The organism is Bacillus sp. RAR_M1_44 (genome assembly GCF_020165935.1).
GTDB classification, from domain to species: domain Bacteria; phylum Bacillota; class Bacilli; order Bacillales; family Bacillaceae; genus Bacillus; species Bacillus altitudinis.
Map to the genome: position 1 here is coordinate 350766 of NZ_JAIUKX010000002.1, position 21994 is coordinate 372759.

Genomic DNA, 21994 nt, shown 5'->3' on the forward strand with positions numbered 1-21994 from the left:
TTTACTGAATGGTTCTTCTTCTGACAACAAGAAGAACAGTTCCAGACACTACTAGTAAAATACCTGCATACATCAAATAACGTAGCCATTCTTCCCCAGTCTTTGGCAGCTCCCCGTTTGAGTTTGAGCCATGAGGTGGATGTTGATCCCCTTGATCTGAGGCTGGAGGATTCGTGTGGTCCTCTTCATTCTTCATTGGAGCATTTTTTACAATCAATGTCTTGATCTCCACTTCGCCCATTTGAATTGTAAAAGCGAGTGGTTTTTTTAACGCTACATAACCATTTGGAGCTTTCGTCTCTGTGAGTGTATATTCACCAGGTTTAAGCCCTTTGACAATGGCTTCTCCGTCTTTTCCAGTTGTCACAGATTTGATGATTTTCCCGGCTTTTGTACGAATGTCAAAGGCTGCACCTTTTAAGGTTCTATCAGTCTGCTGGTCTACCTTTATGATACGCAGACTTCCTAAAATCAAGTGATTCTTCGCTGTTAATTGAAGAGGCTTCTGCTGATTTTTCTCAATCGTAAACCGGATCGGCTGATCATCTAATTCATAGCCGTGAGGCGCTTTCGTTTCAACGAATTGATATTCTCCCGGTTTTAGATCGTTGATGTGAAGCTTTCCTTTTTGATCCGTTACAAGTGATTTCTTCAACGTTTTCCCGTCTTTACTCTGAAGAGCAAACTCTGCGTTTTCCAGCGTGTGTCCTTCAGCATCCACTTTGGTCAGTTCCACTGCTCCCGGCGTCAGTTTGTTGATCATTTCTACTTTTGCTGGTTTGTCTTGACCTAAACGAATCGTAAATGAGACAGGTGTCTGATCCAATTCATAGCCGGCAATGCTTGCTGTTTCGACAAATTGATAGGTTCCTGGCTTCAGTTGATCGACTGTCAGTTGACCGTTTTTGTCTGTCTTTAAGTCTTTCTTCACACGCTGATCGTGCGCATCAATCAGGTCAAAGGTCACGCCAGCGAGCAATTGACCATCCTCCCCTTTTTTCTCAAGCTTCACAGCACTTGTCGTCCGAATATTTTCTTTCGTCACTTTCACCAGTTGATTTGGATTGAAATCAATCTTGAAGTCTACTGGTTCTGCATCAAGTTGATGTCCAAAAGGAGCCTTCGTTTCAACCAATTGGTAAGCGCCTGGTTTCAAATCGTTGACAGTGATGATGCCTTTTTCGTTGGTTGTTAAACCTGACATCAATTCTTTACCATCATCATTGAAAAGGGTAAATTCTGCGCCTTTCAATCTTTCTTGTTCTTCCCCTATTTTAGTTAGTTCTACAGAACCTTTCTTGAGCTGATTGATTGCCTCCACTTGAATCAAGTCTTTTTGACCTAATTCAACTTCAAAGACAAGTGGTTTCGCACTCAATTCATAGCCTTCAAGACTCTTTCTTTCAACAAATTGATATTCCCCAGGTTTTAAACCTGTGAAGGTAATCTTTCCATCCTGATTGGTTGTAATCCCTTCTCCTCCTGCCACTATCTTTCCTTTGGCATCAGATAGATCAAAGACAACCCCTTCTAATGATTTCCCATCTTCGCCTGTTTTGTGTAATAGCACTCCGCCAGTTGTGCGGCTATTTTCTTTTGTCACACTGACCAGCTTCTCAGGGTTAAATGGAATAGCAAAAGTGACAGGTGTTTCGTCAAGCTCATGACCGAATGGCGCCTTCGTTTCAACAAACTGATAGGTTCCAGGTTTCAGATCGTTGACGATGATCTTCCCGTTCTCATCTGTGACGAGACCTGTTTTTATCTCTTTTCCATTTGCATCTACAAGCTTGAATTCTGCTCCTTCAAGCACATCATTCTTTTCACCGAGTTTCGTGAGCTGGACAGCTCCAGTTTTGAGATCATTGATCACTTTGATCTCTGCCGGTTTTTTTTGTGCGATTTCGATGGTAAACGGATAAGGTTTATTTTTCTTTTGGTAACCATCAATACTCTCTGTCTCTACAAGCTGATATTTGCCCGGTTTGAGGTTGTCGACCAAAATCTTCCCATCTTCATCTGTTGTCAAATCTTTACGCACGACTTTGTCATTTTGATCCAAGACTTCAAATCGAACACCTTGAAGCTTCTTGCCATCTTCCCCTTCTTTTATCACTTCTAGTGCACTTGTTTCATAGAGGTTCTTTTGTGAAATGATGACTGGTTCTTTTGGATCGAGTGGTACTTCAAATGTGATGGGTGTTTCATCTAATACATAACCGTCTGGTGCGTTTGTTTCAATGAGCTGATACGTACCCGGTCTTAGTTCGTTGATCGTGATCTTGCCATCTTTTCCTGTGACAAGCGCACCATTTAGCTCATGCCCATCTTGATCTAAGAGCTTGAACTGTGCACCTTCTAGTCTCTCTCCGCCTTCACCTATTTTGCTCAATTCTGCAGAGCCTTTGATGATGTCATTTACTGCGGTGACAACCGTTGTTTCTGTTTGATTTTCTTTAATGGTGAACGGCCATTTTTGCTGATTTAATTGATAGCCTTTCGGTGCGTTTGTCTCAACAAAGTAATAAGAACCTGGCTCAAGATGTTTGAATAGGATTTCTCCTTTTTCATCCGTTTTCAAATGGGTTTGGACGGTATCTCCAGATTCATTTTTCAGTTCAAATTCTGCATTTTCTAATGCCGCACCCGTTTCTTTATCTTTTTTCGTGAGCTTCACATGCTGGCGGATTTCTTGGTTTTGCACCGTCATGCTATTTCCTGTTTTCGTTTGATCTCCTGATTCGTAAGGCTGATCAATCGTGACATTGATCGGTTCCTTCGTTTTCAAATAACCATCAGGTGCTTTCTCTTCTGTCACGATATAGTCACCATACAGAAGACGATCAAATCGAAGAGCTCCTTCTTCATCTGTTGTCTTTGTTCCAATGACGATACCGCTCGCAGCATCTGTCAGAGAAAAGCTTGCTCCTTTTAGCGCTTTTCCACTACTCGCATCTACCTTATGAATGGTTAAAGCGCCAATCGCTCCTGTGCCATCTCCCATGCCAGCGGTACGTTTGACCACAATTGAGGCTTCGGATTCCTTTTTGATTTCTTTTACATTTTCACCTCTAAACGTTACTTCGTTTTGAAGTGTACTTCCCACCTTATCTAAAATGAGAGATTGGTATTCTAAAATATAGGGTCTCGTGATTTCTTCTTTAAATTTGATTTGAAAAGAATCTGGATCGAATTCAAGGTCTAGTTCATAATCCTTCCCTTTTTCCAGCTCATCCTTTTTAGTCACTTGCCCCTTTTCATCTATTGTTGTCGAATAGAGATGAAATGAGTTTTCTATTATGGCTTGGTTACTGCTCGGATGGTCGATAATCGTCGCATCTTGGACTGTTGATTGACCAAAGTTGATATTCAGTTTCCAATCAATTACTTTCCCTTGTTGATTTCCTGATTTGCTCGTGTATTTCCCTCCATTTGGAATGGACACCACAGCATTCACGTCTGATTCTTTCGTCTTTCCATCATAAAGGGTCGCTTTATTTTCGTAGGTTTTCTGTACTAAATCCATTCCTTCAACACTTGTTTGATACGTGATTTTGTATGGGGAATCAATGGCATGTTTGAAAATGACTTCGAAACCTGATTCTCCCTTTTCATTTTCGAGGAATTTGATGTCATAATGTTCTTTTGCTAATACCTCTTTTTCTTCTGCTCCATTTTCTCCGCCTTGTAAATCAAGCGAGTAGACGATAATTGAATCTTTAAGCAAACGCTGATTTCCTTGAATGAAATCCTCGATTTTCGCCTCTTCTAGATGTTTCAAATTATAGTTCACACCGATATTCCATGTGATCTCTTTTTTCTTTGCATCATATGTTCCGTTCTTGAACCCATTTGACTGCGTGTATGTGTCAGGCGTAAAGACAGATTGATTTTCCTTCGTCAAATCCTTGCCATCTTCATTTACCCATTCAAGTTTTACATGGTTACGCAGGTTCTTTTGATCTTTATCTGCTCTTTTTTCATAATCAAAAGACGTTGTATATGTGATGGTATGTTCTGTCTTGATTTCTTTCGTAAATTGAATATCAAATCCATTTGCATGTTCAACGATTTGATAATCTGTGCCTTCTTCAAGCACTGTATTACCTGTCGTCACTTTTAAACTATCTTTTTGCAGCGTCAATCCTTCGTTTGTAAACGAATCTTTTAATATTACGTTGTTCATGGTTTGTTGATCTTTGTTGAAGATGATACGCCATGGAATGGTCTTGTTCTTGTAATCCGGTGTTCCGTGGTCTTTCGTTAGGATTTGCTGATCAATTCTTTGCTTCCCTTGTTCGCTCTCTTTGCCAGCTGTTACAGTATTGATAATGTCTTCAGCTTCGAAAATTCGCTCGGTTGCTTTTGTTTGATATGTGATCAGGTAAGCCGATTGGATATCTTGATTGAATTGCAAGGTAAACCCGTTTTGTTCATCCTTTTTTTGAGGTTGAACCACATAATCTTCAAACGCTTTTGTTCCTGATTCTTTGCCATTCTCATCAATTGTGACTTCTTTGACTTGAATTGAATCAGATATTAGCGCCTGTGTACCATTAAAGAAGTCTTCTATCAAAGCATCCTTTTGAGCCAGCTTTTTTTCGTTATAGTTATACCGAATTTCCCAAGTAATCGTTTGAGTGACTGGATCGTAGTGGGCGGCTTTTTTATTTAAAGGGCTGCCTCTTGTCACATTCACTGTTCCTTCTGCTGAACTAATCACTTTATCAGCAGAGACAAGGGACGCTTTATTACGAAACACAGACTGATCTTGATTCGTAATGTCCGTTTCATACATTAAACGGTAAGCGAGATGCACGTCATCTTTAAATTCGATCGTAAAATCTTGACCATCTGCTGTTTGGCCGATGGTGTAGTGATTTTCGTCAAGCAGCTGTCCAAGCGATGTTTCACCATTTAGCTTTGTATCTACACGATAAAGCTTGATTGAATCTTTTTTTAACGCTTGACCTTCTTGAATCGGATCTAACAGTTTCGCTTGTTTCACATCATCTAAGTCCATATTAAAATCGACTGTCCATTGAATGGTTTCAGCATTGTAAGATCGATTGGGTTCTCCCTTTTTAGAGACATTTGGACCATTTGGAATGTATTGAATCGGAATCGATATCGTATCTTTGCCTTCAATCGGGGTAATCACCACTTCTTTTTCTTCAGTGATCACTGTTTGTTTATCTAATTGTGTCCATACTTGAAGTGTTCCTTGGATATTTGAATATTGTTTAATAAAATCTGTGAACTCGATGGAGGCATTTCCGCTTTCATCTACAGAAAAATAACCGATGATCGATTGATTAAATTTCATCTCAAGTCGATCGATTTTTTCGTAAATGACTAATTCCTCTGGAACCTTGAAATGGAATTCATCCCCGCCATTATAGTTATGACCATTTGGGATGGCCCACTTATAGTTAATGGAAATCAGTGAGTTGACGTCAGGCTTATCAACTGAATTACCTTCCTGATCTTCAAAAATTAATTTCGCGTCAGTAAGGAGATTTTCTTGTATCTGCATTTGTTTTGAAACACTTTGCAGCCCTACACGCTTAGACACGTTCACTTTGTTTTTTAGTAACTCATCTTCATCGCTTTGTGTCTTTTGAACAGTTTCTTGATTGTTAGCAGCTTTGTCTTTCTCCGATGAGGTTGAATCATCTTTTGAAAGATTTTCTTTATGCTCATTTTGCTTTGTTTTCTCTTTCTTCTCAGCTATACTGGTGACGTCAATATCTATAGATCCTTCTAAATTCGGATCAAGCTCAATATCCTTATTGAATGTGACCGTCACTTCATTTTGTTTTGAAACGGTATACTCACCAACAGGGATGTCATCGACAGTAATGAGTTCTTTCTGCTCTTTCTCTACCTGAATGACTGAAGGAAGAGAGAGAATATACGGATATTGCTTTTTGAGATCAATTCCTTTGATAGACCAATGCACAATGGCCTTTCTAACTTGCTGATCTTCTATGTTTGATAACTTGTTGCCTTCGCTATCAGCAAATTCAATATTCCCATAGATATTCTCTTGAATGTCTTTAGCTTGTGCCCCTGCTAAAGGCAAGATTCCTAATATACTAGACTGTATGACTAACACGGTCATCAGTGCCACCGATAATATTCTTTTCAATACATCCACCCTTTTCTACAATTATTTTTCAACAACGATTAAAAAATCATTTGTATACTGTCTGATCAATCACTCCGCTTCTGATCAAATTTTTCTAAAAATTGCATCTTAAGACCCTATGAATAAAATGAGTTGATCAACCATGAGTTTGAAAGGTCATCATGAGTAGTAGATATAGTAGCTGGATAGGGGTCTATAGCAATGGGGAATAGTGAGAGGGAACATGAAAAGAATAAATGTGAATTTTTCTATTTATACTGGAACGAACAACAAATGATTAGTACATGCATATATAAGCATATATTCACATATAGAACGTTCATATAAAACAAGCATGACTCATATGGTATGTATGGTGAGATAGTTCAGCATCATATAGATCGCATTCCTTCTACTCCCTTCCATATGGTAATCAAAAAGCCGATGCTTTTTATTCTTACATTTACCGTTTGAGCAGCAAAAAAATAAACAAAATATCTAAAATGATCCATTTTTATAGGATTCTTGGCATATTTATCACCTTTCAATAGAAAAATATGGAGAATCAGGGCATAACATTTGTTTTCGTCTAATTTTTTTCTCTTTTATCATGAAAAGTGAAGACAAAACGATTTAGCCTAAACATTACAATCATTTCATGCCTATTTTGAGAATCAAATGTTCTTTAAGTGAACTTCATAATATAGAGGCAAGCTAAAGGAAGGAGTTAGTTGTTTGATGGAGCTCATTGATAATAAATCAAAGAGATGGATAAACATTTTAAAATTGCTTGTATCCAAAAATAAGTGGTGGAGCCTTCAAGAGATATCGAATGAACGTATCGGCTCGGTTCGTGCGATTCAAAGCGATTTAGAACAAATGAAATCGTTCCAAACAGAGAATGGAGAACCGTTAATCCACATAAAGCCAAGACAAGGCATATCCATTTGTAATACGCAGACGATACGCGTGGATTACTATATCAAAGAAATTCTAAAGGATACGATTGAAATTCGATTGATTGACGGCATTTTTTTTGAAGAAAACAGATCTTTCTATGAATGGATGGAAACGCTGAATATCAGTAGATCCACATTGTATAACACGATTCATAAAATCAACTCGATCCTTACATCCTATGACATCGAGTTACGCCCAGATAGTATGCAGTTCCATGGGAATGAGAAGGAGATTCGTCAATTCTTTGTTGAATTTTTATTTGAAGTGTATGGAAGCCGCCTTTGGCCATTTGATGATATTCAAAAACAAGACGCAGTGAATTTATTACAAGAACTATTTCAGGTGCTCGAAGTCAATGTACCAGATGTCGCGATAGATAAATACTGCCTGTGGCTCGGCGTTTCCATTCACCGAATGCGAAAAGGTTTTACAATCAGCCGTAAATATACATACTCAATGAATGAAGAAAAACAAACCTCTACAGCTAAAGGAATCTATGATCAAATTAGAAGATGGGAAGAGCACATCTGCCGAATGGCCAAAGACGTATTTGATGTGACGCTGGATCATCATGAATTTGTCTTTTTGCTATTGATCGAACCAGCTATTGGACACTTTAAATCAATTGAGTCTGTCGAAGAAAAATTGACGTTCTTTCAGTCGCATACACCACGCCTCTATGATGCCATTCATTCATTTATCACCCAGTTGGAGTCGATTTTTCATCAAGAAATAGCGAATCGTAAGGTGATGACACTCGTTCTTCTCCAATATTATGTGTATTCCAATGAAATTACCGTGAGAGATGGATTCCTTTTCAAAAAGAAATCGAGCTATTTATCAGAGGTGAAAAAACAGTTTCCCTACTTCTATTCGAGGATTAGTCATATCATCCAAGAGTTAAAAACAGACGATATCCTCGCTTCTTTTGTGAAAAATGAACGGGAATTGATTCGTATCATTACATCTTCCTGGAGAGGGCTTGTTCATTTGGAGATGGAACGGAGAAACGTGCTGAACATTTTTGTTACTTCAACATTAGGTTATTATCATAGTTTGTTTATTGCTGATTTAATTAAATTAAGTGTGCCTCCTCTCATTCACATTTTCACAAGTCCAGAAAATACGTTAAATGATGTCACGATGGATCAACTTGGGATTGATATGATTGTGACCGATACTGAGCTTCCTCTTCAGTTCGGGCGATCTACGCTGCTGATCAGCTCTTTTCCAACAAAAAAAGAATTGGACAACTTGCACCGCAGATTGGTTGATATGACAAACTGATGTTCATCATAAAAAAAGCTGCTGAGACAAGCTCAAGCAGCTTTTTGGTTCTGTATTAATGAAGCACGATTTGTTCATTCATCAAATCAATGGCGTAAAGCGATTGCCCATATTCATCTAATAGAAGGTATACTTTGAGCGGGGCAGTGGTTTGATCTGTTTGCTGCGTGAATAGGACACAAGTGAATTTTTCAATCCCATCTGGCAGCTTGCTTTTCAGAAAAGGATGAAGAATAGGAGAGATTCGAAGGGTATCAACATCTTTCAGCCAAAGCTCATCTTGTAACGCAGGATAATGGTCAACCAAAAACTGACGAAACACTTCCAATGTACTCAAGGTAGATATCCTCACTTTCTTCTAACTTGGCTTCAAACTCACCTAAAAACAAACGGAACCAACTCATCATATGATCTCGGTACACGTATTTTCGCATACGGCTTGAGACATGATCACTCACTTTTTAGACTTGATACTGTAGATCAACTGTACTGTCACGAATGTTCAATATGTATAACGTTTCCTATGTCTTCTCATTGACTCCACCACGAATCCAAACAATGGACCTATGATCATATTCTTACCTGTTTTCTTTCGTGATGAAATGACAACTTCCTGCTACAATATTCCATTTTTCTGCAAAAAAGAGGGAGATGGGACAAAAAAAAGAACAGCTCCTCACTGTTCTTTTGGAAGTTATGAAAGGTCTGTCAAAGAGAACACTTCGCCGCTCACTGCATCAATGCCATCATGACAATCGAGCCTGCCGCATAAAACATATTGTTTTTGCACATCGTCATAGACATAGATAGGTATAAGTTCGAGGCGTTCTCTCAATGTTTCAAAGGCTTGTTTCTGAGTTATGGTGATTTCACTAGCTGTTTGAGATGGATTGAGTATCCCACATACTTGAAACATCTCTTTTTTATCTATGTAATTAATGGCTTCAAAAGTGTTGGCATCAATGAAGACCTTGATTTTATCCATAAATCCACAGCCTTCTTGTTCATTCGTTTTTAATATCGCATGGATGTATCCGTGATCACGTTGGAGTGTTTTTAGAACCCACTTTCCTGTATCCTTTGGATATTTTTGCGCCAAGAAGGTGCAGACTGCTTTGATACACTCATCCTGGTCTTCTTTTGATATCGGGAGGGAATCTGGTGATGATTCCAATGAGAAAGCTTGTTCAGCTGAAATGTTCTCATGAATGTCCATTTCTTTTTTTTCAAAGGCACTGTTTATCGGTTCATTCCACTCAATGACTTCATTCATGTGTATACAATGCGTTTCTTCACGCCCAATTTCAAACGGAAGAGTTCCTGTTCCATCGTTCTTCACATAGATTTCTTCTAACGCATAAATAGACCGGATTTGATTGTGCTCGAAGGAAGGCCATTGAAACAGCTGCACTTGCTGCTCAGCTAAGTTCTCCACCTGATCAAGGGAAAGCACATACTCCTCATCTTTCAGTAATGTTTTGGCTAAAAATGGACCGTGGTGTGTAAAGTACATGAGCTGTCCATGTTCATTCCATTTCACTTCGATTCTGCCTGAAGGTGTTACTTTCACACCATCTATTGCTTCTTCGAAAGAAAGTTCCCCTTTCTCCTTCAGATGCATATGAAAATGCTCTCCATAGATCAATCCTGTTTCTTGTTCGATCCATTGAATGACATGAGCTGGATAAGGTCTCTTAAACGTGACACCATGCTGCGCATAGGTTTTGTCCATAACAAAAATAACTGATTCGGTCTGTCCTGTATTCAAGTTCACTTCAATGACAGCTGTGCCGTCTGGGTTTAGATCATCGTCCTCGGGTTCCGTTTCATGAGAGGGAAACCATTCCATATTCAATGTATACACCGTTTCATTGAACATATTGACGTAGCGATGAAAACTGTGTCTTTTTAGATAGTAAAGATCTAAGCCAAATTTCGTCTTTGTCTGATCGATCAGTTGTTGTATGTTTGCTTTCAATAAATTCACCTCAAAATGATGATGTTTTATGGAAGAATAAAAATAACGATAAAGATGAAAATGACGATTGCCATAAAAAATCCTAAAGCGATTGCCATTATATTTGACTCTTTTGTGTAGCCTGTTAATTCACCTACAGTCGATCGGTCAATTTTTCTAAAACGAAAAAGCATGCTTATATTTAAAATGGCTAGAACCATCAAAAACAAGAAAATGATCAATGCAGGATCGACGTCACTGAATGCATTATCCACATTTTGTAAAGTGAATGATTGAATAAACATAATGACACTCAATATGATTTTCCACACATGATCTAACCGTTTTTCTTTTTCCCACTCTTTCCCTAATTTCTCTTTTTCATAAATAGCTACCTGCTCTAAAATAGGGATGAAAGACTTTGTTGTTCCTTTTCTGATAAAGCCTAAAATGCCTTGGATAAGGATTAAAATTCCTAAACAAAAAAGGAAATGTGTCAGTTGGATTTTAACAATTTGAATCAACATAAAAAAAATGATGATCATAAGTCCGACAAATAAATTAGAGATAGCGATTTGTTTTGTCCTCATCTTTTTTAGTGCAGCTTGTTCCATGTGATAAACTCCTCCTCGTTTCAAATTTTTCTGATAAACGCTCTATCCTTATTACGATTTTAACGAAAAAATGTTTCAATATTTTCCCTTTCAATTGTCAATTCGGCTTTTTCACAAATGAAAAGACGCCCACCATTCAATGAACGTCTTATCCTTCTTCATGAAATCAGCACATCATATTTGAGCTGTTCTGTCTTTTATTTGCTGGGCTGCCAAGTGTTTAAAGTCATCAATAGACAGCAGCTTTGACATTTTTTCTCCATGTTGTCTGATGTTCAGTGTTTTTTCTTGCATTTCTGTATCTCCAATGACAGCGATATAAGGAATTTTTTGCATTTGTGCTTCTCTCATTTTATAGCCGAGTTTTTCATCCCGTTCATCGATTGTGACTCTAATTCCGATATTTCTTAATTGCTGCCGCACCTCTATGCAGTAATCAAGGTGAACGCTTGAGACAGGTATGATTTGTACTTGGATTGGTGCGAGCCATAACGGGAAGACGCCCGCAAAATGTTCAATGAGAATACCAAGGAACCGGTCAAGTGAACCAAAAATGGCACTATGAATGACAACTGGCCGCACCTTTTCATTTTTCTCGTTGATATATGTTAAATCAAATTTCTCTGGCATTTGAAAATCCAGCTGAATTGTGGCGCACTGGTGGCTCCGCTTTAGTGCATCTTGAATATGAAAGTCGATCTTCGGACCATAAAATGCCCCATCTCCTTCATTTAAGTAGTAGTCAATCTTTAACTGATCAAGCACATTTTTTAGCGCTTTTTCGGATATATCCCAAATAGCGTCATCCCCTAATGCTTTTTCTGGACGAGTGGATAGTTCGACTGTATACTCAAAACCAAATGTCCGATACACATAATCAACTAATTGAAAAATCCGTTTGATTTCAGCTTCGATTTGATCTTCTCTTAAAAAAATATGGGCATCATCTTGGCAAAATGTTCTGACCCTGAACAATCCATTTAATGCTCCGCTGAATTCATGACGATGCACCTGACCAAATTCAGACATTCTAATCGGAAGGTCTCTATAGGAATATAAGTTATTTTTGAACATGAGCATATGCCCTGGACAGTTCATCGGCTTTAAAGCAAAACTTGTATCGTCTACTTCTGAGAAATACATATTCTCATGATAATGATCCCAATGGCCTGACTTTTCCCAAAGTTCTTGGTTCATCATAAATGGCGTACTTACTTCTTCATATTGCGCTTGACCTCTCACTTCTCTAGAAAAGGTCATTAATTCATTTCTGACAATCTGACCTTTTGGTAAATAAAACGGCATGCCTGGCGCTTCTTCTGAAAACATAAAGAGGGATAACTGTTTCCCTAATTTCCGGTGATCACGTTTATTTGCTTCTTCCATGAAATGAAGATAATCAGCTAGATGATTTGGATGCTGAAACGCTACACCATACACTCGCTGCAAGACATCCTGATTGCTATCTCCCCGCCAATAAGCCCCTGCCACACGTGTTAATTTAAATGCCTTTAAATACCCTGTAGAAGGTAAATGAGGTCCACGGCACAAATCTATAAATTCTCCTTGCTGATAAATCGTGATGGCTTCTTGTCGAGGAAGACTTTTTAAAATATCCAGTTTATATGGATCATGTGCAAACATCACTTCAGCTTCTTTGTAAGAGACCTCCATTCTTTGAATTAGGTGATTCTCGTTTATGATGTTTTTCATCTCTTTTTCAATCATTGCCAAATCCTCTACGCTTAACGTTTGATTCAGCTTCATATCGTAGTAAAATCCATTCTCAATGACAGGTCCGATCCCCAGTGTCACATTGTCATATAACCTTTTCACAGCTTGGGCTAATACATGTGCAGCTGTATGACGTAATACTTCCAGCCCTTCTTTTGAATCAAGTGTTAGAATCGAGAGCCCCGCATCGTTGTTTAACGGATAACTTAAGTCCACTGTCTGATCATTGATCTTTCCCGCTACTGCTTTTTTTCTTAAACTTGGGCTAATATGGGAGGCAACCTCTGCGACAGTCGTACCTGCGGAGAACTCCTTGATCTTTCCATCTGGAAATTGAATTTTCACCATTTTTTCTCTCATCACTGACACACCTTTCTCTTTTTTGAAATAAAAAAACACACTCATCCCTCATAGAGGGACGAATGTGTAATCCGTGGTTCCACCCAAATTCCCATAACGCGTATTCGCTTTATGGCTCTGGTGCCGTAACGTGGCGTAGACGGTATTGGATACTGTAATGTTCCCCAATACAGCTCAAAGGTGGTAAGATAGCTTTTCTGCGTTAGGAAGATTTCACCGTGACTTCCCTCTCTGTGAACCGATAAAAGCTACTCATGTCCTTTTCAAAGCAATCATGCTATAAAAGTAAACAAAAAAACACACCCATCCCTCATAAAGGGACGAATGTGTGATCCGTGGTTCCACCCAAATTCCCATAACGCGTATTCGCTTTATGGCTCTTGGTGCCGTAACGTGGCGTAGACGGTATTGGATACTGTAATTTCCCCAATACAGCTCAAAGGTGGTAAGACAACTTTTCTGCGTTAGGAAGATTTCACCGTGACTTCCCTCTCTGTGAACCAATAAAAGCTGCTCATGTCCTTTTCTTCGCTTTTGATTTCTCCATATATTACATGATGATGGGGAATGATGTAAAGATTTATTTTGTATAGTGCTATTGAATTTTATTCACTAAATGAAATGTCTTGTCATTTCACTGGGGCTATATTCGACTTGATACTTAGGAGATAACGCATTCTTCACTTCTTCCGTTATACACTCCCCTGCTTGATTAAATTTCTTTTCCATTTCTACCCCTTCTGGCAGCAAGTCATCTGTTTCTTCATCAAACCAACAACCATACTGTATGGCCCAATTCCATATTTTAGAGAATAGTACATCGCTTATAGGTACATCATCTCTTTCTAAATGACATTGACAATGTCCGCATTGAAAAGGTTCGCCACCATAGGTTCCTTCAATTTTCACATAAGGTTGGTGCTCAAAATCACGACAACATACCCATTTTTTGAATTCCTGACCAAATTTTGTCAGTTTTATCGAGTAATAACGCATGGACGTTCGTTTTCCTTTCATAGCAAAAACACCTTGATCAATCAGCTTCTTTAGCCGATACTCAATAAAATCATCTCCGATATATTGTTCTAAATGACCAAGGACTTCTCCAATTAAGCGTGGAGTTACAATGTATTCCTCTTCTGGCTCGGACAGATGAAGCCGCTTAGCCATTTTTACTAAATAAGCATCAAATTCATCTTCTGGTACGTTAATTGTTTGTTCACTTCGCCATATCCGCAGCGTATGATCTGTTTCGGCAATGTGAAGCCACTCTTCTTGTAATCGTTCTCTTTCTTCCTTGGAAATGGTGTGAAAGTGATTTTTACTTTCATAAATAATTTTAAATTTTTCAGATGGGATTTCCCCAGTATGTCGAAGGTCCATGCGAAACGTCTTTGTATTAAAATGGTGATCATATGCAATCGCTGTATTGATGACAGACACGTCCACGTTTTTTCCTTTTAATAAATAGATGGCAAATCGTAGACCTATTTGTTCATGTGCATTGTTGCCTATCCATATCATTAAATGTGATCCATCTTTTATATCCTTCACTTGTTGAATCATTATTTGCTGATCGATGACCATATCATCAAATCTACCAAACTCATTGGACATGACATGACGAAGCCACTCAATACGAGTCTCTTGTCCTTGACGTTCATGTAAGTGTGTAAGTGGGCCAATGGAGTAGATATCATCAAAGGTGATGATGTCTTCCACTGGTTTTTGCTTCATTTCTCGTAATGCTTGTTTTAAACTACCAGCAGTTGCTGCCCCAAATACGATATGTATCATTATTCGTCTCCCTTTATCTTACATTTTATATCATCTTCGCCTATTCATGGTTCTTACGTCAATTCTATTGAGTCAATTTCATTCAAAAGTACGACGATGAGAGGATAAGATCTATATAAAGAATGCAGAATTGAGGAGACTAGATTTTTTATAAAAAATGAAAAACCCCACGAAATGGGGCAGTTAGTTTACTGAGTTAACTTTGAGACTTTCTTTCTAATGATCTATTGATAGAAATACCCTCCAAAAGGGGAAATTCAGTTTATGTACTTCTTCACAAGTTCCCCTTCACAATCGTTCTTTTGGCTTTCTTGACAATCCTGCTGGTTGCTTTTGTATCAGAATCTTTTAACCACTGTTCACACAGGTTTATGACCCAATTTGGTTGTGTTTTACTAGCGTCATTGAGCCAGTTTCCTACAGAATCTTGAACATATGTTGATGGATCAGATTTGAGCAAGTCTAGAATAGGCTGTGCCCTCATTGGCTCTTGTTTTAATGACTCAATATGCTTTGTCCAAACACCTCTTGGGCGAATAGCTTCTACTGAGAATCGGCGAATATTTTCATCTTTACTTTTAGCCCATTCTGTTAAATGTTCTATACTTTGATCGAGCTGATCCGTTAGGCTTTCTCTCACTGACATCCACGCAATTTCTCGAACTCCAAAATGAGGATCAGCTGCAAATGGTTGAATGTACGCCAATTTCTCTTCCAAAGTTGATAAACGGTGTTTGTTCATATAAGCAGCCCAACAGCGGACGCTATCAGATACATGGTGAGTAAACGCCTGTAGCACTTCCGTTTGTTTTTCCCCATTCTCTTTCTGTAACACTTCATCTAACAATTGACCGATGAGACGAATTGCTTTCATTCCAGACTCAGCCTTTTGTTGAGTGACATCAGATGATACATCGTCTAAATGATGGTCTAAACCAACGGATGGCAAAACATGATGTAATAACGTCAGATGATTGACAGCCAGCCATTCAGTTAAATTCACACTCTCTATTTTTCCTTGATTCAAAAGGAACAAGACGTCATGAGGGATATCAGTCCCCTTTCGAGCACCTTTTCGATTGATGATCTCTTCGCTGATTTGCATTTATTTTCTCTCCTCGTCTAGTGGTGCTTTTGTTTGATATTCATCGTTTTTAAAAGAAATATATGAATGCCTTCAATTTTTGGATATTGCCCCCTATTGTATCAAATAAACCACTTTACTGGTGCATTCTTCAAACCAAAAAGGAACTACCCAAAATAAGTAGTCCCTTCCATACAAAATTGAATTTAAGTTACCTTCCTTGCTCGATCACCTTCAAACTCTTCTGCTGAGAGATTCTGTCAAACGCCACCATCAAGATGGTCATGAGTAAAGCGAGAAGAACCGTTCCAGCACTGATCCAGCTCAGGTGCAATATAGATGTCCTGCTCAACACAATCCCCCCTAACCCCGATCCTAAAGCAAATCCGAATTGAATAAATGATGTATTGACACTTAATGCAATATCAGGAGATTTTGGAACAAGGGTTACAAGATATAGCTGCTGAGCTGGTGATGTACTCCATGTAGCGATCATCCATATCATGATAACAGCCACCATGACCACGAGATTCCCTGTGACAAATGCTAGTAGCATGAGCATCATGATTTGCAAGATGATGCCAGAAAAAATCGTGAAGATGGGTCCTTTTTTATCTGCTGCCATCCCTCCAAGGCTTGATCCTAAAAAGCTGCATATTCCCGCTAGTAACAAAATGCCACTGATTTCTGTAATGCTAAGGTTGGCTGATGCTTGCAGGAAGGGCGTTAAATAGGTAAATAACGTGGAATATCCACCTACATAAAATAGCGTCACTGCCACTGCAAGTAATATACGCTTGTCTTTTAAAATCGATAATTGCATACGAAGCGTCACCGGTTCTTGTTCTTTCATAGAAGGGATCCGCCTATACACCACAATCAGCGGAATAAGCGTGATCACTCCAATGGCTGCGAATAATGCTTTCCATCCGATCATACTGCTTAGAAATGTCCCGATTGGAACGCCTAAAACCAAGGAGCTGCTTAATCCCATTAAAATGATGCCAATCGCTGTTCCTCTTTTTTCCCGTTCTACAAGACGAGTTGCAACCGCCATCGCCACTACAATCGCCGTTCCCCCACTGATTCCTTGTAAAACTCTTGTGATCATGACCATTTCAAACGAATGACTGATACTTGTGATGAAGTTACTTAAAATAAAAATGATCAGCGTCCATGTTAATATTTTTCTGCGGTCCATATTGATGGTTAGTGCGATGACAATCGGTGCACCGATTGCGGCCGAAAGTGCTAAAGATGTGACCAATAAGCCAGCTGTAGACGTTGTGATATGTAAATCATATGCGACCATTTGAATAATGCCAGTAATGATGTATTCGATCGTTCCGATTAAAAAAGCTGCTAAAGCAAGTAAATAGACAACGGTTTTATTTTGCATCGTGACGTTTCTCCTTTGGGCCATGTTTACGATTTGATTTCATTTTTAATAGGAATTTGAATTTCAATGAGTCTGCCTTCTTCATTTTCTGACAATGGGTAATAGATTTCTCGGCCCGGCTGATCATCTTTCACGCGGTATCCGTTATGTTCGATCCATGTCGCCAGATCAACACAAGCAGTTTGTGCGGATGGAGAATGGGAATGAAATAAGAGTGTTGCCATGGTGTCTTCTGCAGGTAACGTGCGAATTGTCATTCCCTGAGGAAGAGAGCACCTTAACGATTTGACGGAATACCCCACCTCAAATTCAAACTCACTTTCTTTATCCAGTGATTCTCTCCATAGCACTACTTGTGGTCCCGAGATCGATTCTTGTTGATGTTTATGTAATAAATGATGAAACATTTGAAAGAATGAAGGGATTTCTTCAACAGTTCCGTTGGATTGAAAAGACATGATGCGTTTGCTTTCAACAGATTTGATGATGACCTCCTGTTCTTTTTCAACACACCCCTCTCGTTTGATGAGGTGCATCCGCTCCTTAATACGGGCTAATTTCTGCTGTTCTCTCTCGATCAATTGCTGAATCTCACTCTCTTTCAAGAGAAACATGCCCTGAATCTGCTCGACAGAAATATCTTCACGAAGAAGCTGCCCCATTTGCTTTAACGTAAAGCCTAATTCCTTATAGAGAAAAATTCGATTGACCTCAAGCAGCTGTTCAGCTGAGTAATAACGGTATCCCGAATCTTGATCGATCTGCTGAGGCTTTAATAAATCAATTTGGTCATAATACCTTAAGGTTTTGACAGGCACTTTACTTAACATAGAAAAATCGCCGATCTTGAACATCCTGCATCTCCTCCGATTTGTTGATCTGATCACAGTATAAACCTTTCAGTTAAGGGGAAGGTCAACATGAAGTTGATTAAATTTTTCAAAAGCACGAAAAAACCTAGATTTCTCTAAAATCTAGGTTTTGCTCATTATCCTACTATTTTTTCTAACAATCCCATCGCTTCAACAATCTTTATATCATCCATAAATCGTTGCAAACTTACTTTATGCTCTTTCTTTTGTAAATCTGTTGAATAACCTAAGCATAGATTAAAAATACAATCTAACTTTTGTCCGACTCCACTATAAAAATAATTCGTCAATATTCCATTATTTTCACTTGCAAGAACCACAACTGTAGCGATCTCTAATACATATTCTATATCTTCTATAGAAATCGTTCGATCCTTTTTCTTAGCAGTCATGAATTTATGACTATGAATAGAACGAATCCTACCTTCAAGTAAATTGAGTATAGACCTTTTATAGATGACATACACACTGTGAATATCTCTTTTATCAGGACAATAGGGATCTTGTAAAATGAATTTTATACGTTCATCTTCTTTTTCAATTTTTATTGCATCAAGATCATATAATAAAATATGATCAATTTCTTCTATTTTCATAGGAGGAAACATGTGGGCTACATCTGTTTTGTTTTTCATTTGATCACCCCGAAATCTAGTCTCTCTTACTCCAAACGTTCCAATCTTTCAAGCCACTTGACAATAGTTCCGTTTGTAAAAAAATCGAGTATGACACCCTCGCAAAATCGTTCAGCTCTCAGAACCCCCATGATGAGAGCCAGCACACACTGCGAATTTAAATTGGAAACGTCCACATCCTCCATGTCGTTCATTCCCCATTCAATTCCATTTTCTTTGAGGATCTCTCTATAGCGGGTAATCTCCAGTTCTTGATGCTGTTCTGCAAATGTATAGACATCCTCGATAAAACGACGGACCGTTTCGGAATAATTCACATAGGGCATCTGAATCGGGTGTTCCGCTGTTCCATCATTTTCTTGATCGATCACCCATTCTCCGATATGGTCCTCGTGAAGCATCGGTATGTATTTTGTTAGAATCTCGAATTGACTCATTTCCATCCTCCTCAACCTCATTCATATGGTTTACTCTGATCGACACCTATGGATTAGTATATAAAAAAATCCGTAGTTATCCTACCAGCTAGACACTAGTATTCAAATTACGGACAGTCTTTTATTTACTTCACTTTTTTACAGTCTTACCATTGATACAACACACTCCACATGCGCCGTATGCGGAAACATATCCACTGGCTGCATGTATTCGATCTTGTATTCTTTTGACATGTATTCGAGGTCTTTTGCTAGTGTAGATGGGTTGCAAGAGACGTAGACAAAGCGTTTTGGTTTGACTTGTTTGACGGTGTCTAGGAAAGTGCGTTCGCAGCCTGTTCTTGGCGGGTCGACGACGATAACATCGGGACGGAAGCCTTCTTTGACCCATTTTGGTAGCCAATGTTCGGCTGTGCCTGTCACATAAGTCGCGTTTTTCATGCCGTGTTTTTTGGCATTTTTCTTCGCGTCATCAATTGATTCTTTGATGACATCCATACCTCTTACTTCTTTTGCTCCATCTGAGAGCCACATTCCAATGGTTCCAACACCGCAATACGCATCGACTACCTTTTCTTTGCCAGTCAGTTTGGCCGCTTTTTTCGCTTCGCCGTAAAGCTTTAATGTCTGCTTCGGATTCAATTGGAAGAAAGCCCGTGCACTCAATTCAAATGAGACGTCTCCTAAAAATTCTTGGATGACCATGTTGCCAGCTAGGTGCGATGTTTTATGCCCAAAGATGACTGACGTTTTTTCGCCATTGATATTGTGCATAATAGACGTCACTTCTGGCAGACGTTTTTGGATGGCTTCGGCGATTTCTTTTTTCTTTGGAAACTCAGGCTTTGATGTGACAAGGACGACTTGTACTTCACCTGTTTCAAAGCCGACACGCACAACAATCGAGCGCACGTCGCCTTTTCTTGTCCGCTCGTTGTAGACAGATACGCCGAATTTCTCTAAAATTTTGCGGACGACGCCTGTTGTTTTGTTCGTTTTCGGATGCTGGACGATACATTCCTTGATCGGAACAAGTTTATGAGAATTCAGCCCATAAAGCCCTGCGATGATGTCGCCGCTATGTGATCTTCCGACTTGGAACTGACTTTTATTCCGGTAGTGCCATGGATCTTCCATACCGATTGTTGGTCTAATGTCGATCTTTTCAACCGACAGCTTTGTATGACGCTCCATTGATTGAATGACAATATCGCGTTTTTCCTTTAGCTGCTGCTCGTATGCCAAATGCTGAAGCTGACAGCCTCCGCACTCTTCGTATACTGGGCACGGCGGTTTGACTCGATGTTCTGAGCGCTTGCGGACTTTCCTCACCGTACCTTCTGCATATTTCGCTTGAACATTCGTTGCTTCAACTACTACTTCCTCACCTGGAAGTGCACCTGGGACAAAGACCACTTGCTTTTTAAAATAACCGACCCCTTCCCCATTAATGCCAAGGCGTTTAATGGTAAGCGGGAACTGCTGCCCCTTTTGCAGAAGGGCTCCTTGCTGTTTTTCTTTCACGTTTATTCTCTCCGTTCTATTTAAACCTTTATCGGTTGTCCTCATTTTATTCCATCTGAATAGTATATCACGACTTGGACGAAGAGAGAAAATGCCTTTCAATTATTTGTCTGTCTCAATACTTCTCCATAAATAAAGGGAGGCGTAGCTTAAATACGGTGCCCACTCCTTGCTTAAAACTGCCATCTCTTCTTTTGTTGGCTTTTCTGGCAGGTCAAAGTGACGTTTGATCGCATTTTGAATCCCGATATCTGCCATTGGAAAGAGATTTGGTCTTCCAAGTCCATTCATGAGGACATTTTGAACCGTCCAAGGTCCAATCCCTCTAATCGGAAGCAGACGTTCTTCAATTTCAATATCCGGTAAGTCGTGTAATTCTTCTAAATCCAGAGAGCCGCTCACTATTCGCTTTGAGACATCAATGACATATTCCGCTTTTCGCTGACTGAATTGCAGTTTTCTCAAATCATCGGTTTCAAGTGATGCAATGGTTTCCGGTAAAGGGTCAAACCAAACGCCGTCGATTTGCTCACCATACGTATGAACAAACCGTTTCGTCAGCTCATAAGCAAATGCAAGATTGAGCTGTTGATGAATGATGCATTTCATCAAGCAATGATATAGATGGAAATCCAGCATAAGCGGCGTTCCGATATGACGTTCAAAAATGGGCGCAAGATTTGTTTGAGCAAAATGGTCATGCACAGCATGTAATTGGTGTTCCATGCCAAATATCCGCTTCACCTCAGAAAGGATCGCTTCCTCCGGCCCGTTAGCCTGTACCCGGAATGAAGGCGCTTCTTTTGTTCCTGTCGCTTGAACGACTGCAACGTACGGTTTATGATTCAGCCTCATCGGTACTTTGATTTCTCTTTTATCCAGATCGACCGCCTTTAATGGATCGCTCGACAAACGTCTCAGCACTTGATCGAAGTGATAGGGCGGTTCAACCAATAGGTGTTTTTCCCACATGTTTTTCCTCTTCCTTTCTGTCAACACGCAGATGTGATTGTTTCACTTTGCATGAATGATTCTCTATATTGAATACTTTTAAATATAAAGAGTACAAGAATTTATCAGTTATATCTTCCTTATTTATGGTCATTCTCCTTTTGGATAGATGAAAATTTTTAGTCGAATTCAGCTAAAATTCGACAGCAATCTTCAACATTTTAGGATCATTTTCCTTAAATTAGAAATAGAA

The 21994-nt window shown here is 39.2% G+C and carries 14 protein-coding genes and 2 other annotated features; of the genes, 1 reads left to right on the top strand and 13 read right to left on the bottom strand.

The window, feature by feature from the left end; genetic code table 11:
- Nucleotide 1 precedes the first annotated feature (1 nt).
- The gene (locus tag LCD34_RS15390) at nt 2–6151 is read right to left on the bottom strand and encodes a SpaA isopeptide-forming pilin-related protein (RefSeq protein ID WP_224559709.1); all 6150 of its coding nucleotides are present in this window, start codon (nt 6149–6151) and stop codon (nt 2–4) included.
- A gap of 717 nt (nt 6152–6868) precedes the next feature.
- On the opposite strand from LCD34_RS15390, the gene LCD34_RS15395 reads away from it, so the two are divergent.
- Complete coding sequence (locus LCD34_RS15395) at nt 6869–8377, top strand: helix-turn-helix domain-containing protein (protein ID WP_017366848.1); 1509 nt, start codon at nt 6869–6871, stop codon at nt 8375–8377.
- Nucleotides 8378–8432: 55 nt separating this feature from the next.
- Here the strand turns inward: LCD34_RS15395 and LCD34_RS15400 are convergent, their stop codons facing one another.
- The 12 genes from LCD34_RS15400 to LCD34_RS15455 all read right to left on the bottom strand — a co-directional run bounded on the left by LCD34_RS15400 (nt 8433) and on the right by LCD34_RS15455 (nt 21762).
- Entirely contained in the window at nt 8433–8714 is a 282-nt protein-coding gene (locus LCD34_RS15400) for a hypothetical protein (protein WP_017366847.1), read from the bottom strand.
- Nucleotides 8715–9071: 357 nt separating this feature from the next.
- Entirely contained in the window at nt 9072–10355 is a 1284-nt protein-coding gene (locus LCD34_RS15405) for a hypothetical protein (protein WP_224559710.1), read from the bottom strand.
- 26 nt (nt 10356–10381) lie between these two features.
- Nucleotides 10382–10948 (bottom strand): hypothetical protein, encoded by a 567-nt coding sequence (locus tag LCD34_RS15410; protein ID WP_025206950.1) that lies wholly within the window; start codon nt 10946–10948, stop codon nt 10382–10384.
- Nucleotides 10949–11122: 174 nt separating this feature from the next.
- Nucleotides 11123–13042, bottom strand: coding sequence for a threonine--tRNA ligase (thrS, locus tag LCD34_RS15415; RefSeq protein WP_224559711.1), 1920 nt, complete (start codon nt 13040–13042; stop codon nt 11123–11125).
- 51 nt (nt 13043–13093) lie between these two features.
- Nucleotides 13094–13318, bottom strand: a binding site (T-box leader).
- A gap of 37 nt (nt 13319–13355) precedes the next feature.
- Nucleotides 13356–13580, bottom strand: a binding site (T-box leader).
- Between the two features lie 74 nt (nt 13581–13654).
- Entirely contained in the window at nt 13655–14839 is a 1185-nt protein-coding gene (locus LCD34_RS15420; protein ID WP_081114452.1) for a DUF1835 domain-containing protein, read from the bottom strand.
- A 274-nt stretch (nt 14840–15113) separates the two neighbouring features.
- On the bottom strand, nt 15114–15944 hold the full coding sequence (locus tag LCD34_RS15425; RefSeq protein ID WP_048002718.1) for a DNA alkylation repair protein: 831 nt from the start codon (nt 15942–15944) through the stop codon (nt 15114–15116).
- Nucleotides 15945–16134: 190 nt separating this feature from the next.
- Complete coding sequence (locus tag LCD34_RS15430; protein ID WP_035391321.1) at nt 16135–17322, bottom strand: MFS transporter; 1188 nt, start codon at nt 17320–17322, stop codon at nt 16135–16137.
- A gap of 26 nt (nt 17323–17348) precedes the next feature.
- Nucleotides 17349–18176: a MerR family transcriptional regulator gene (locus LCD34_RS15435; protein ID WP_025206945.1), complete on the bottom strand. Its 828-nt coding sequence runs from the start codon at nt 18174–18176 to the stop codon at nt 17349–17351.
- A 134-nt stretch (nt 18177–18310) separates the two neighbouring features.
- On the bottom strand, nt 18311–18829 hold the full coding sequence (locus LCD34_RS15440; RefSeq protein WP_224559712.1) for a hypothetical protein: 519 nt from the start codon (nt 18827–18829) through the stop codon (nt 18311–18313).
- Between the two features lie 26 nt (nt 18830–18855).
- Complete coding sequence (locus LCD34_RS15445; RefSeq protein WP_224559713.1) at nt 18856–19266, bottom strand: DUF6508 domain-containing protein; 411 nt, start codon at nt 19264–19266, stop codon at nt 18856–18858.
- 138 nt (nt 19267–19404) lie between these two features.
- Nucleotides 19405–20790: a 23S rRNA (uracil(1939)-C(5))-methyltransferase RlmD gene (rlmD, locus tag LCD34_RS15450; protein ID WP_411910438.1), complete on the bottom strand. Its 1386-nt coding sequence runs from the start codon at nt 20788–20790 to the stop codon at nt 19405–19407.
- Between the two features lie 102 nt (nt 20791–20892).
- Nucleotides 20893–21762 (bottom strand): DNA-3-methyladenine glycosylase family protein, encoded by an 870-nt coding sequence (locus tag LCD34_RS15455; protein ID WP_144610619.1) that lies wholly within the window; start codon nt 21760–21762, stop codon nt 20893–20895.
- Between the last annotated feature and the right edge of the window lie 232 nt (nt 21763–21994).